This is a genomic window from Brevibacterium sp. CFH 10365 (assembly GCF_009299785.1).
Lineage (GTDB): Bacteria > Actinomycetota > Actinomycetes > Actinomycetales > Brevibacteriaceae > Brevibacterium > Brevibacterium limosum.
In genome coordinates this window covers 230169-244512 of sequence record NZ_VIGO01000006.1, presented here as the reverse complement: position 1 = coordinate 244512, position 14344 = coordinate 230169, and the positions used below count along the sequence as shown (strand labels likewise).

General features: G+C 66.3%; 12 protein-coding genes. 6 read left to right on the top strand and 6 right to left on the bottom strand.

Annotated elements, in window-relative coordinates; all coding sequences use genetic code 11:
• Positions 1-144 precede the first annotated feature (144 nt).
• Together FHG09_RS13895 and FHG09_RS13890 are read left to right on the top strand one after the other, a co-directional pair.
• Positions 145-1107, top strand: coding sequence for a hypothetical protein (locus FHG09_RS13895; protein ID WP_152348238.1), 963 nt, complete (start codon positions 145-147; stop codon positions 1105-1107).
• Positions 1104-2123 (top strand): aminoglycoside phosphotransferase family protein, encoded by a 1020-nt coding sequence (locus FHG09_RS13890; RefSeq protein WP_152348237.1) that lies wholly within the window; start codon positions 1104-1106, stop codon positions 2121-2123. The genes FHG09_RS13895 and FHG09_RS13890 overlap by 4 nt, the downstream gene beginning before the upstream one ends.
• A 69-nt stretch (positions 2124-2192) precedes the next feature.
• On the opposite strand, the gene FHG09_RS13885 is transcribed toward FHG09_RS13890, so the two are convergent.
• A complete protein-coding gene (locus FHG09_RS13885; RefSeq protein ID WP_227492770.1) occupies positions 2193-3002 on the bottom strand; it encodes a TSUP family transporter in 810 nt (269 codons plus the stop codon).
• A 9-nt stretch (positions 3003-3011) separates the two neighbouring features.
• Positions 3012-4859, bottom strand: a complete 1848-nt coding sequence (locus FHG09_RS13880) for a proline--tRNA ligase (RefSeq protein WP_152348236.1) — start codon at positions 4857-4859, stop codon at positions 3012-3014.
• Between the two features lie 206 nt (positions 4860-5065).
• Here FHG09_RS13880 and FHG09_RS13875 point away from each other — a divergent pair, with 206 nt between their 5' ends.
• A complete protein-coding gene (locus tag FHG09_RS13875; protein ID WP_152348235.1) occupies positions 5066-5899 on the top strand; it encodes an NUDIX hydrolase in 834 nt (277 codons plus the stop codon).
• Between the two features lies 1 nt (position 5900).
• Positions 5901-6317: an RNA-binding S4 domain-containing protein gene (locus FHG09_RS13870; RefSeq protein ID WP_152348234.1), complete on the top strand. Its 417-nt coding sequence runs from the start codon at positions 5901-5903 to the stop codon at positions 6315-6317.
• A gap of 12 nt (positions 6318-6329) precedes the next feature.
• On the opposite strand, the gene FHG09_RS13865 is transcribed toward FHG09_RS13870, so the two are convergent.
• On the bottom strand, positions 6330-7211 hold the full coding sequence (locus tag FHG09_RS13865; RefSeq protein ID WP_152348233.1) for a DUF4081 domain-containing GNAT family N-acetyltransferase: 882 nt from the start codon (positions 7209-7211) through the stop codon (positions 6330-6332).
• An 81-nt stretch (positions 7212-7292) separates the two neighbouring features.
• On the bottom strand, positions 7293-8456 hold the full coding sequence (ispG, locus tag FHG09_RS13860; protein ID WP_152348232.1) for a flavodoxin-dependent (E)-4-hydroxy-3-methylbut-2-enyl-diphosphate synthase: 1164 nt from the start codon (positions 8454-8456) through the stop codon (positions 7293-7295).
• Between the two features lie 260 nt (positions 8457-8716).
• Between ispG and FHG09_RS13855 the strand changes: the two genes are divergently transcribed.
• Entirely contained in the window at positions 8717-10138 is a 1422-nt protein-coding gene (locus tag FHG09_RS13855; RefSeq protein ID WP_152348231.1) for a serine hydrolase domain-containing protein, read from the top strand.
• Positions 10139-10188: 50 nt separating this feature from the next.
• Here FHG09_RS13855 and FHG09_RS13850 read toward each other — a convergent pair whose 3' ends face one another.
• Positions 10189-11730, bottom strand: a complete 1542-nt coding sequence (locus tag FHG09_RS13850; protein WP_152348230.1) for a M50 family metallopeptidase — start codon at positions 11728-11730, stop codon at positions 10189-10191.
• Complete coding sequence (gene dxr / locus FHG09_RS13845; RefSeq protein WP_227492769.1) at positions 11727-12947, bottom strand: 1-deoxy-D-xylulose-5-phosphate reductoisomerase; 1221 nt, start codon at positions 12945-12947, stop codon at positions 11727-11729. The genes FHG09_RS13850 and dxr overlap by 4 nt, the downstream gene beginning before the upstream one ends.
• Positions 12948-13104: 157 nt before the next feature.
• Between dxr and FHG09_RS13840 the strand changes: the two genes are divergently transcribed.
• On the top strand, positions 13105-14304 hold the full coding sequence (locus FHG09_RS13840; protein ID WP_152348378.1) for an acyl-CoA dehydrogenase family protein: 1200 nt from the start codon (positions 13105-13107) through the stop codon (positions 14302-14304).
• Positions 14305-14344: the final 40 nt, after the last annotated feature.

Below are 14344 nucleotides of genomic sequence, written 5' to 3'. Positions count from 1 at the left end.
GAGGTTAAGCCTTCGCCCCAATCGGTGGGGTGTCCGAGTCTCGAGCTGCGGCCGGTCGCGCGTCCCTCTGCGGCCGGTCGGGCGTCCCTCGGCGATCGCTCGGGCGTTCCTCGGCGACGACCGGGCATCCGATAGGATTGCCGTATGCGTTTTCCCGTCAGTCGCCGCAGCCTGCTGACTGCCGGCGTCGGCGGGTTGAGTCTGGGCCTGCTCACCGCCTGCGGCCTGCGACTCGATCAGGATCCCGAGATCCCCGCGCTGGATTCGACCCAGCAGCTGCGCAATCGTCTGGCCCGCATCCTCGACTCCACCTCTCCTGGTCCAGGCGACCCCGAAAGCGCTGGTGAGGACCTCGCCGATGTCGTTGCGGCGGTCGGACCAGTTTGGAATCCGCCGACAGAGTTCGCCACCGAAGCACCCCCGACCGAGGAGGAGCGCACCTTCGTCCAGGCCGCCGAGGTCGCGTCCCGAGCCGTCTTCGAAGCCTCGTCGTCCCTGGGGTCGGGGCTCATTCCCGTCCTGGCCGACGTGGCCACGGGCCTGGCTCTGATCGCCGGGACGAAGAAGCCGGAGATCATCACCACAGCCGACGACCTCATCCGCACCGGCCGTGACGAGATGGACCAGGACAGGGACCGGAGGCAGACGACTCAGGACTCGAAGCAGGACGTCGACGAAGAGGACCAGGGCGATCGCGCCGAGGTCTTCAATGCGATCCTCAACCAGTCCCGGGCGGCCGCGTACGGCTATGAGCGCCTGGCTGTGAACTTCGACGCGAAGTCGCGCGAACGCAAGGGGGCGCTCGCGCGGCTCGAGTCCCTGGGTGCCCTGTCCGGGGAGATGCTGGAACTCCTCGGTGAGGACGCGGCCGACCCGGCCGCCTCGGCGTGGAAGCTCGACCCCACACCGACCGATGCGGAATCCGCGAAGGACCTCGCCCTCTCCCTCGAGGACGGCGTCGCCTCCGCGCTTCTGCCCTGGTTGGAGGCGGACGCCTCGGCGATTCTGCGACTGTGGGAATCGGCTCGGACCCGAACGGTCTTCGCCGATCCGCAGCCGCTGCGCTTCACCTATGACGAACCCGGGCAGGCGGAGGTGCAGGAGTGAAGGTTCCACCGGTTCTCTATCGTGCGACGCGCGAGATCATCGGCGAATTCCGCACCGATTCGTGGGTCGCGGCGCTCGACTATATGGCCAACGAGCTCCTCGACCGGTGGAAGCTGCGCTTCGACGATGTGCCGGGGGCGCCGTGGGCCGGGTGCGAGTCGCTGGTGATTCCGGTGCTCACTCAGGAGAACTATCAGGGGGTGCTGCGGTTCGCCGCTCCCACCTCGGCGCATACGGCCGCGCATGCGCAGGTGCTGCGGGCGCTGACGATGTGGAACGGCCACGGCGCGGTCCGGGTCATCCGCGATGATCGCAGTTTCCGGGTCACTCTGCAGGAGCGGCTGCGCACGAAGGACAATCTGTCCGTGTTGGCCCTGGCCGACGTGCCGCCGGTGTGGGGTGCCCTGCAGCGGTCCTTGGAGATTCCGGCGACCTCGGAGTTCCTGCGGGTCCAGGATGTCGTGGCCGGGTGGCTGAACTCGTTCGATGCCGATGCCGCGCTGCTGACCGGGTGGTCGGAGGCGGGTCCGCACGATTCTCTGCTGCTGTCGTTCGCCCGCAATTGGATGCAGACTCTGGCGTCTTCGGAGGAGAACTGGCTCATCCACGCCGACCTGCACTACTACAACATCCTCGCCGGCAATCCCGATCCGACGGGCATTTCGACGTGGAAGGCCATCGACCCGCAGCCCTTGGCCGGTCCGACCGCGTACACGCTGGCCCCGGTGCTGTGGAACCGCTTGGCCGAGATCCCGTCGGATCATCCGCAGGCGCAGGCGGCCTGGCTGCGGGGCTTCGCCACCGATCTGGCGCTGTGTGCCGGGGTCGATCCGCAGTACGGGATGGGCGCGACCGTGGCCCGGGAGATCACGAACATGTTCTGGTATCTGCGCGCGGCCTCCGGCGGCTCGACCTCGAGCCTGGCCGATGCCGCCCGGTCCCTGTGGGTGGCCCGCGCCCTGTCCGGCGCCGACGTCGCCGGAGTCAACGCCCACGCCCTCAAACCCATAGGCTGACCCCTTACTGCTACCTGACGGCGGCCCAGCAACCTCGCGCAAGGTTGCTGGGCCGCCGTCGGGTAGCAGTTAGTGGATGAGGCTGGAGATGACGTCGTAGCCGAGTTTGAGGATCATCGCGGAGACGACGATGACGAAGATGACGCGGACGAACCCGGAGCCCTTCGCCAGCGCGGTGCGGGCGCCGATGATTCCGCCTGCGACGTTGCCGACGGCCACCACGATGCCCAGCAGCCACACGACCTGACCGTCGGGGACGAAGTAGACGAGCGCTCCGAAGTTCGTGGCCCAGTTGATGACCTTGGCCGTGGCTGAGGCCTGCAGGAACGAGAATCCGATGATCGAGACGAAGGCGATGACGAGGAACGATCCCGTTCCCGGCCCGAGCACTCCGTCGTAGATGCCGATGACGAGCCCGATCAGCCATGACAGCGCATGGTGACGTTTCGAGGTCTCCCCGAAACGCAGAGTGGCATCGGCGCCGAGGCTGGGGTTGAGCACGGTGAAGATCCCGACCCCGATGAGCGCCAGCAGGATGATCGGAGTGAAGGCCTCGCTCGGCACCAAGGTCGCGAGCTTCGCCCCGAGCACGGCACCGAGGAACGCCGAGGCCGCGGCCGGGATCGTCGCCGACCGGTCCGGAGTGATCTTACGCAGGTAGGTGATCGCCGAGGCGGTCGTGCCCGCAATCGAGCCGATCTTGTTCGTCGCGACCGCTTGGACGGGGCTCATCCCCGGCACCAGCAGCAGCGCGGGCAGCTGGATCAGTCCGCCCCCGCCGACGACGGCGTCGATCCACCCGGCCAGGAGTCCTGCGGCGAGCAGCCACAGAACCATCGTCCAGGTGACGTCGATGCCTCCGGCGAGGGCTTCGAACACCGAGGCGGCTCAGGCGTTCTCGTCGGCGCTGATCGCCGCATCGGCTGCGGCTGCGGCCTCGGCGTACGCCTGACGGACACGTGCCACGGTGGCAGTGACCACCTCGGCGACGGGCTGGTCGGACTTCTCGCCGGCCAGACGGTCACGCACCTCGACGACGCCGTCGGCCAGACCGCGGCCGACGACGATGACGGTGGGGATGCCGATGAGTTCGGCATCGGCGAACTTGAATCCGGGCGAGACCTTGTTGCGGTCGTCGAGGAGGACGCTGATGCCGTCGGACTCGAGTTCGGCCGTCATCTTCTCGGCCGCCTCGGCGATCTCTTCGCCCTTGCCGGCGACGATGATGTGCACATCGGCCGGGGCCAGATGCTGCGGCCACAGGAGCCCGTCCTCGGAATGGTATTCCTCGGCGATGCAGGCCATGACGCGGGTGACGCCGAGGCCGTAGGAGCCCATGGTCACGGTCTGGGCCTTGCCGTTCTGATCGAGCACCTTGAGGTCGAGGGATTCGGCGTACTTGCGACCGAGCTTGAAGATCTGACCGATCTCGACACCGCGGGCCAGCTCCAGCGGACCGGAACCGTCCGGTGCCGGGTCGCCGAGGACGACCTGGGCGGCTTCGATCGTGCCGTCGGCGGCGAAGTCCCGTCCGGCGACGAGGTCGAAGACGTGGCGACCCGGCTCGTTGGCTCCTGTGATCCAGCGGGTGCCGTCGACGACGCGGGGGTCGAGGAGGTAGCGGATCTTCGACGGCGATTCGAGACCGAGCATGGGATTGTCGAGGTCGTTGCCGGGTCCGATGTATCCCTTGACGAGCTCGGGATGAGCGGCGAGGTCTTCGGCCGTCGCGGCTTCGAGGTCGACCTCGCCGTCGCCGAGCATTCCGGTGCCCGCGGCACGGTCGAGGTCGACTTCGCGGTCGCCGGGCAGGCCGATGACGATGATCTCGCGAGTGCCGTCGGGGTGGGTGACGGCGCAGACGACGTTCTTCAGGGTGTCCGCGGCCGTCCATTCGCGATCGGCGCGCGGATGGTCAGCGTTCGCAGCGGCCACGAGGGTCTCGATGGTCGGGGTGTCAGGGGTGTCCTCGACATGGGCGGCAGGCGACTGCGAGTAGGGAATCGCTTCGGGCACGATCGAGGTCACGGCCTCGACGTTCGCGGCGTATCCGCCCGGGGACCGGACGAAGGTGTCCTCTCCGACCTCGGAGGGGTAGATGAACTCCTCGGTTCCGGAGCCGCCCATGGCACCCGGGGTCGCCTTGACCGGCAGGCACGGCAGGCCGAGGCGGGCGAAGGCGCGCAGGTAGGCCACGCGCATGGCCTCGTACGAGGCGTCGAGACCGGCGTCGTCGATGTCGAAGGAGTAGGCGTCCTTCATGATGAATTCGCGTCCGCGCAGCAGACCGGCGCGGGGGCGGGCCTCGTCGCGGTACTTCGTCTGGATCTGGTAGATCGACAGCGGCAGGTCTTTGTACGAGGAGTAGAGGTCCTTGACCAGGAGGGTGAAGACCTCCTCATGGGTGGGGGCGAGGATGTAGTCGTTCTCGCGGCGGTCACGCAGGTGGAAGAGGTCGGGGCCGAAGGCTTCCCAGCGGCCGGACTTCTTGTACGGATCGGCGGGCAGCAGGCCCGGGAAGTGGACTTCCTGGGAGCCGGCGAGCGCCATCTCTTCGCGCACGATGGCTTCGATCTTGCCGAGCACGGCCAGACCCAGCGGCAGCCACGTGTAGATTCCCGGTGCTGACCTGCGGATGTATCCGGCGCGGTGCAGCAGTTTGTGGCTGGCCACCTCGGCGCCGACCGGGTCCTCCTTCTGGGTTCGCACGAACAGGGACGACATGCGCAGGGCCATGGGTAAAACTCCTCAACTTGTCAAGACTCAGATCGAACACTATCGCACGCGGGCGAAGCGGAGGGAATCGGCGCGGGCGCGGATTCGTCACCTGGGGGAAGAGAATTAGACTGGTGGCTGCAGCACCGAAGTCCAGCATCAGTCGGGACCGTCCGGTTCCCCGCCCGGTCCCCGCTGAAATGATGAGTCCGAACGATACGAAGAGCATGCCTGATCCCAGTCAACTCACGCAGTTCCCGCGGCCCTCGGTCGCGGTCGACACCGCGGTCCTCTGCCCCGTGCCCGGCCGTGGCCTGCATGTTCTCATGACCCATCCCGGAGACGGGGAGTGGCAGCTGCCCGGATCGATTCTGCGTCCGCAGGAACGCCTCGCCGAGGCAGTTGCCCGCTGTCTGCGTGAGAAGGCTCGGCTCGTCGACCGTGCTCCCGTCCAGCTGCATGTGTTCGACCAGCCCGACCGTGACGATCGCGGCTGGGTGATCTCCGTGGCCCACCTCGATGTGCTCTCCGCCGCCGACGTCGGACTCGCCGAGGATGACGGCACAGGTGACACCCCCACCGAGGCGGCCGCGCCGAATTCGTCTGCGCCGGGCCCGGATTCCTCCCCCGCCGAGTCGACCGTCCCCGAGGCGGCCGAACCTGAGCCGGCGGAGTCCGATTCCGATCATCCCGACTCCCCCGTCCACAGCCGGAAGCTCGTACCCGTCCACGACGTCGGTGAGCTCAGTGCCGAACATCAGGAGATCGTGCGCGTGGCCGTGCACCGGCTGCGAGACTTCCACGAACGCACCCCGGACCCCTTCGGGCTGCTGGAGAGGGAATTCTCGCTGCGACAGCTGCGCGAACTCCACGAGGTCGTCGCCGGTGAGAGCCTGCAGGCCGATACGTTCCGCCGCACCATGCTGCCTCTGCTCGACCCCACCGGCCAGGCCGTCAGCCAGGGGCGGGGCCGCCCTGCCCAGACGTTCACGAGGCGCTCGGCCCTGGCTCTGCGCGCCGACACTCGGATCGAAACGCCAGAGGGACCCCAACGGGAGTGAGATGACTGAGATCGATCGTGACCCGTCCAAGCACATGCGCATCGACGTGTGGCTGTGGACGACACGGATGTTCAAGACCCGCAACCTCGCCACTCAAGCCTGCCGCGGCGGCCATGTCCAGGTCGATGGTCAGCGGGTCAAGGCCGCGCAGAAGGTGACGATCGGCCAAGAGGTCCGAGTGCGCAAGGCCGGGTCGGAATTCATCTGGAAGATCACCGGGTTCATCCCCACTCGGATGCAGGCCAGTGTGGCCGTGAAGTGCTACGAGGATCTCACTCCCCCGCCCGATCCGGCGCTGCGCGGATTCGTGCCCAGGCGCGACAAGGGCTTGGGACGTCCGACGAAGAAGGACCGCCGGGAGATGGAGAAGTTCCTCGGCGATATGGCCAAACCGCAGTCCCGCAATCGCCGCAACTGATTCGCCGACTACTCAGTACATGACGGTGGCGAAGGTGCCGACCTGTTCGAAGCCGACACGGGCATACATGCGCAGAGCCGTCTCGTTGTAGTCATTGGCGTACAGGCTCACCGTGGAATGGCCTTTGTCGCGGGTGCGTTGGACGACGGCGGCCATGCCCGAGGCGCCGAGGCCCTGATTGCGCACTTCGGGATGGACCCACACTCCCTGGACTTGGACGATGCGGCGAGCGCGGATGCCGATATCGGCCTTGAACAGCACCTGCTCGTCCTGTTCGGTGGCAGGCCACCTCGGCACCGCTCCTCCCTGCGGCAGAGTGTCGGAGATCCTGGCGTAGCAGTTCTTGCTGCGGATGATCCCGCGCACCCGGGACAGGTACCCGGCGGTGCCGTCCTCGATCGGTGAGAATCCGACCTCTTTGGTGAACATGTCGACGCTGGCGGGAAACACTGCGCCGAGATCGTCGAGAGTCACCCGGTGCACATGCTCATCGGGGGCCACCCGCGGATCGGAGCTGATGGCCAGCAGCGGCTGTCGCTCGCGCACTCCGCGCGGTTCGCCCCAGTTGAGTCGCTGCCGCAGGTCGAGGATGACCGACCGACTGCCGATGAGTGAGCAGGACACGCGACCGTCGGCATTGAGTTTGCGGGCGAGCACGTCATTCGTCGCCGGAGTCGCCGCGACCGGGATGATGTTCCCGCCCACCCAGTAGGCGGCGACGGGTCGGTCACCGTCGAAGATTCCGTACAGCGTTCCTGCCGGTGACCCCAGCCGGGCAGTGCCCGTGACCTCGAGGAGGGAGATGAGGTAGACGTTCTCGCAGGGGTTGCGCGCAAGCAGGTCCGTCAGCCACCGGGTGTGCTGATGTTCCAGTCGTGCGATCCTCAGCGCCATGTGCCCCTGAACTCTTTCTCAGCCGTCAGCATGGGCCAATGACTGGACCATGAATCTGTTCGTCCTCACAAGGTATCCCACCTATCCCACGGTGACTTCAGGCGGCCCCGAGGCGACACCGGATGACTCGCCCGCGGCCTCCTCGGCGATGCGGTTGGCCTCATGGATGAGGGTCTCGACGATCTCGGATTCGGGTACGGTCCTGATGACCTCTCCCTTGACGAAGATCTGCCCCTTGCCGTTGCCGCTGGCCACACCGAGGTCGGCGTCGCGGGCCTCGCCGGGCCCGTTGACGACGCACCCCATGACGGCGACTCGCAGCGGCACCTCCATGCCTTCGAGGCCGGCGGTGACGCGTTCGGCGAGCGTGTACACGTCGACCTGCGCACGTCCGCAGGACGGGCAGGAGACGATCTCGAGCTTCCGGGGGCGCAGGTTGAGGGATTCGAGGATCTGGTTGCCGACCTTGACCTCCTCGGCCGGAGGTGCGGACAGCGACACTCGGATGGTGTCCCCGATGCCCTCGGCCAGCAGGTGACCGAAGGCCGTGGCGGATTTGATCGTGCCTTGGAAGGCGGGTCCCGCCTCGGTGACGCCCAGATGCAGCGGCCAATCGCCGCGTTCGGCCAGCAGCTCGTAGGCGCGGACCATGATCACCGGGTCGTGGTGTTTGACGGAGATCTTGAAGTCAAAGAATCCGTGCTCTTCGAACAGGGAAGCCTCCCACAGCGCGGATTCGACGAGCGCTTCGGGAGTGGCCTTGCCGAATTTCTCCATCAGCCGTTTGTCGAGAGACCCGGCGTTGACGCCGATGCGGATCGACACCCCCGCCTCGGCGGCGGCCTTCGAGATCTCTTTGACCTGGTCGTCGAATCTGCGGATGTTGCCGGGGTTCACGCGCACCCCCGCGCAGCCGGCGTCGATGGCGGCGAAGACGTATTTGGGTTGGAAGTGGATATCGGCGATGACGGGGATCTGGGATTTGCCGGCGATGATCGGCAGGGCCGCGGCATCATCGGCGGTCGGGCAGGCCACGCGGACGATATCGCAGCCGGCGGCGGTGAGTTCGGCGATCTGCTGCAGAGTCCCGTTGATGTCCGTCGTCGGCGTCGTCGTCATCGACTGCACGCTCACCGGGGAATCGGAGCCGACCCCCACCCGTCCGACGTTGATCTGCCTCGTCTTCCTCCGCGGAGCAAGCACGGGAGGCGGCGGTGCGGGCATTCCGAGATTGACCGATGTCACGAAGGATCCCTTCAGTCGGGCTGGTGACCAGCCACAATGTCCGAGTCGGCGCCGATGCGGAGCCCGGATTGTGCGAACCATCACCATTGTAGGACCTCCCACTGACACACGACCGACCGTCCGCAGTGCGCACCCTGGAACGGCACCTGCGCGACCGCGGGCCCACCTCCGCACCACTGCCGCGCCGCCGACCGCGCACCCCTGTCACCGGCTGACGGTAGTGTGAAGATGACGTGAAGTCTGCACAAAGGAGCGGCCCAGTGAGCACACCCGAATTCGTCGAACCCGATATCGAGGCGATGACCGCGGCCCTCGATGCCGAATCTCAGAAGCTCGACGAACAGGGCGGATCCCTGGCCTGGGGAATCTTTCGCCGAGGCGGCCCCGCCCGAACCGTGAACGCCGACGTTCCGTACCGGATCGCCTCGATGACGAAGTCCTTCACTGCCGCAGCCATCGGCTTTCTCGCCGCCGACGGCCTCGACCTGGACACACCGTTCGGTGTCCTGCTGCCCGAGCTCGCCGACACTGCGATCACCGACCGCACCTGCCGACAGGCGCTGACGATGAGCACGGGGTTCACGAAGGATGACCCGTGGGCCGATCGGATGGAGGCGATGACACCGGCCGAGCTCACCGCATGGCTGCACCGCGGCGCGATCGCCTGCGCGCCCGCCGACACCGGCTACGAGTATTCGAACCTCGGATATGCCCTGCTCGGCATGGTCGCCGAGGCGGTCACGGGCCGAACGTTCACCGAGATCGTGTCCACGGAGGTTTTCGGGCCGCTGGGGCTCAAGCGCACCGGATTCGACCACACCGATTTCCCGGACCTGGCGCCCGGCCACCGCGTCGACCTCGACGGCGGTCTCCACCCGGCAGAACTCACCGGCCCGGGGGTCTTCTCCCCCATCGGCGGTGTCATCTCCACCGTGGACGACATCGGTGCGTGGATGGACACACACCTCGCTGCCCTCGAACACTTGGACACATACATTCCCGGGGCCTGGTCGCGGATCCTCGCCGACGACCAGCAGCCACGACGGACCATGGAGCTCCAGACGAGTGACCATCACTCGGAGACGCTCAGCTACGGATACGGGCTCGAGACACGTCTGGACACCCGATTCGGTCGCGTCGTCTGCCATTCCGGCGGCTACCCCGGATACGGCTCACACATGCGGTGGTTCCCGGACCTGGGGTTAAGCATCGTCGTGCTCGGCAACACCACGTACTATCCGGCGCAGCGAGTCGTCCAGGACGCAATCGACCTCGGCTGGACGGCGGCCACGGGACGACAGGCCACCCGGCAGGAACGACGGACCACCTCGGCGCCGGTGCCGCGCTTCCCCGCAGCCCAAACCCAGACCGACACCGTGCTGGCCGCGGCAAACCTCGTCAACGACTTCGACGACACCGTCGCAGAGGCGATCTTCTCGATGAATATGGACCTCGACGAACCCCGCGACGAACGGCGGGAGCGCTTCGCCCGGTGGCGGGCGGAGAAGCAGATCGACCGTCCCTTCACCGGGGCGGACCTGACCATGGTCTCCCCGCTGCGCGGAGTGGTCACGGTGCCGAACACCGGCGATTCGGCGGTGACGGGCACAGCAGAGAAGGCGACGATCACGGTGGGGCTCAACCACCTCGGCGAGGTGCAGGCGATCACCCTCAGCAGCTGAACGAGCTCAGCCGCAGAGTTCGGTCGCTCAGCCCAGCCGCCCTGCCTCTCCTATCCCCCGGAGTTGAAGATCGCGTCGAGGGTGATGGGTTTGACGAGGTCGACGTAGACGAGCAACGCCGTCATGCACAGCATCAGCCCGATGCACACATAGGTCAGGGGCAGCAGCTTCGCCGTGTCGAAGGGGCCTATCAGCCCGCGTCCGCGCCACCGGTTGATGCGGCGGCGCGCGCCTTCGTAGAGGCCGACGGCGATGTGTCCGCCGTCGAGCGGCAGCAGCGGGATCATGTTGAATGCGAACAGGAAGATGTTGAGCGAGCCGAGCATGCCCAACCCCATCTGCGCTTTGTCGACGACGTCGATCTGATCGGTGGACACGATCTCGCCGGCGATGCGTCCGACGCCGACCATGCCGACAAGCCCTTCGGCGTCGCGGTCCTTCGTGCCGACGGCGACCTCGCCGATGTCGACGAGTTTGACCGGCAGCGTCAGGATCGCGTGGAAGACTCCGGAGACCTGATCCCACACTGCGCCGGGGAACTCCTCGAGCGGCAGGGACCGGCGTTCCTGGACGGGGCCGACGCCGAAGAATCCCTGGGTCTCGGTCTGCGCAGTCCCGTCCGGGTTGAGCACTGCCTTGCCCGCGTCGTCGACTTTCGGCCGTTCGGTGGCGATGATCGGCACCGTCACCGTCTGTGCCTCGCCGTCGCGGACGAAGTCGACATCGACGCGTTCACCGGCATGTTCCTTGATGACCGACGACAGCTGGTCCCAGTCCTTCGTCTCGACGCCGGCGATCGCGGTGATCTCATCCCCCGGTTTGATCCCGGCCTCCCACGCGGGCGTGAGCTGATCGTCTGGTCGGCACGTGTTCTGCTCCGAGGCGGGACGCTCCTGCGCCTCGGACGCGGGCACGGCACATTCGACGACGGTTTGAACCGTGGTCGTCGGAGTGACCACACCGATGCCCAGCAGTGAGATCCCCATGATGAGGATGCCCAGCACCAGGTTGACGAAGGGACCTGAGAACATGACGACGAGCCGTTTGGGCACGCTGAGCGCATAGAACGTCCGGTGCTCCTCCCCCGGCTCGATCTCCTGATTCGAGAACTCCCGGGCATCGGCCATCGTGTTCTCGAACAGCCGCCCCTTCCGCTTCTTCCGATCCCTGCGCAGCGGAGCGGCATCACCGTCATCCATCTCCTCGCCGAGGTGTTCCACCGTTCCGTCGCCGGTTGAGTCGAGTGCCGCGCCCGGTTCGCCGAGGCGGCCTTCCGTGCCGTCGCCACTGCTGTTCGCAGCGGCCCCGTTGTTCGCGACTGCTGCTCTTTCGAGGCGGGACTTTGTCGCGTCTTCCGGCGGGTACATTCCCGGCATCGCGATGAACCCGCCGAGGGGGAACGCTTTGATGCCGTGTTCGGTCTCACCGCGGCGGAAGGAGAACAGGGTCGGTCCGAAGCCGACCATATAGTGCGTGACCTTCACCCCGAACTTCTTCGCCGGGGTGAGGTGGCCGAGTTCGTGGAGCGCAATCGAGATCGAGATGCCGATGAGGAACAGGATGATCCCGACGATATAGAGCACGACTGTCATCGACGACCCCCGTTCTGTTCGGCGACATCGGCACGAGCGAACTCCCGTGCCCAGGCATCGGCGCCCAGTACGGTCTCCACCGTGTGGTCGGCCGCCGGTTCGTGAGCGGCCAGTGCTCGGGTGAGGCCCTTGTCGATGCCGGTGAAGGCGATGTCACCGGCGATGAATGCTGCGACGAGTTCCTCATTGGCGGCATTGAGCACCGCCGGGTAGCTGCGGCCCTTCCTGCCGGCGTCGATGGCCAGGCCGAGTGCGGGAAAAGCGAGATGGTTGACCGGTTCGAACGACCAGTGCATGGGCTGACCCCAATTGTGCGGGACGGCCCCCGAGGACAGCCGTTTCGTCGTTCCATCATACTGGGTGCCCAGCGCATAGGAGATCGGCAAGCGCATATCCGGCGGGGAGAGCTGCGCGATCGTCGAGGCGTCGGTGAACTCGACCATCGAATGGATCTGCGACTGCGGATGGACGACGACTTCGATGTGGTCGAAGTCGATGTCGAAGAGCAGATGCGCTTCGATGACTTCGAGGCCCTTGTTGACCAGGGTGGCCGAGTTGATGGTGATCATCGAGCCCATCGACCATGTGGGATGGTTGAGCGCCTGAGCGGGGGTGACTCGGCGCAGGGCATCGCGGGTCATTCCCCGGAACGGCCCACCCGAGGCAGTGATGATGAGTTTGCTGACTTCCCCATGGGTGCCGGCCCGCAGCGCCTGGGCGATGGCGGAGTGTTCGCTGTCGACGGGAACGAGTCGGGCACCCGTGGCCCGGGCTGCGTCGAGGACGAGGGAGCCGCCGATGATGAGGGATTCCTTGTTCGCCAGGGCCACATCCGTGCCGCGCTCGAGAGCGGCCAGAGTCGCGCCGAGACCGGCCGCACCGGTGATCGCGTTGAGGACCATGTCCGCGTCCGAGCCCGCCACCACCTCGGCGGCGTCGTGCCCGAGGTGGATGGCTTCGACGGGATCAGCGATTCCCCGCTCGGCGGCCAACTGGGTCAGGCGCTCGCGCACCTCGGGCTCTCCCCCGGTCGGAGGGGTCGTGAGCCCGATGACGGGCACACGGAAGTCAAGAGCCTGCTCGAGCAGAAGGTCGAGTTGGGATCCGGCAGCCAGGCCGGTGATCGCGTGCTCGTCCCTGTGTTCGGCGAGGACGTCGAGGGCCTGGGTGCCGACCGAACCTGTCGAGCCGACTACAATGAAACCACGTTTACTCACGCCAACCGATGATGCCAAAGTTCTCTGGGAAATGACTCGACATGAGCTCGTGTGTCGCCCAGCGTACCTGGTCATCTGTAGTGCTTCGGGACACCGGTCCTCCACCGGGTTCCGGTAAAACTGTGAATGAAGACAATCAATGGCGAAAGAGATGGATATGAGCAAGACGCTGAGCCCCGACGACATTCTTGGACTGGATTCGGTCTTCGAACCCGATGACCTCGAATTCGCATCGATCGTGAAGAAATGGCTGGACGAGAACGTTCGGGAGAAGATCGGCGACTACTTCCTTGACGCCACCATCCCCGCCCGCGAACTGGCCGAAGGGCTCGGCGAGCTCGGTCTGCTGGGCATGCACCTCGACGGCTACGGCTGCGGCGGGTCGACAGCGACTCAGTACGGACTGGCCTGTCGTGAACTCGAAGCCGTCGACTCCGGTCTGCGTTCGCTTGTGTCCGTGCAGGGTTCGCTGGCGATGTTCGCCATCCACCACTGGGGATCGGAAGCGCAGAAAGAGGAATGGCTGCCGAAGATGGCCGCCGGCAAGGCCATCGGCTGCTTCGGGCTGACCGAACCCGATGTCGGCTCCGACCCGTCGGGTATGAAGACGACGGCGAAGAAGGACGGATCCGATTGGATCCTCAACGGCGCGAAGATGTGGATCACGAACTCGCCGGTCTCCGATGTCATGGTCGTGTGGGCCAAGACCGAAGAGGTCGATGACAAGGGACAGAACGTCGTCCGCGGCTTCGTCGTGCCCTCGGACACCGAGGGTGTGCAGACTCCGGAGATCCACCGCAAGATCTCGCTGCGCGCCTCGATCACCGGTGAGATCGTCCTCGACAACGTCCGCCTGCCCGAAGATGCGATGCTGCCGAAGGCCAAGGGCCTCAAGGGCCCCCTGTCCTGCCTGTCCGAGGCCCGCTACGGAATCGTCTTCGGTGTCACCGGCGCCGCTCGCGATGCCCTGCTCTCGGCTCTGGAGTACACCGGCACCCGCATCCAGTTCGACCGTCCGCTCTCGTCGTTCCAGATCACCCAGCAGAAGCTCGCGAAGGCTTTCGGTCAGTACTCGCAGATCACACTGCTCGCCGCTCACCTGGGCAAGCTCAAGGATTCGGAGAAGGGTGTGCGCCCCGAACAGATCAGCCTGGGCAAGATGGTCAACGTCGACACCGCGATGAACGTCTGCCGCGACCTGCGCGCCCTGTTCGGCGGTTCGGGCATCACGAGTGAGTACCCGCCGCTGCGTCACGCCGTCAACCTCGAGACCGTGCTGACCTACGAAGGCACGCACGAAGTGCATCAGCTGACCCTGGGGCGGACCATGACCGGGATCAACGCCTTCGCTAACTGACCCGCATCGCCCAAGCGCAGCTGAGCGCCGAGCGACTCAC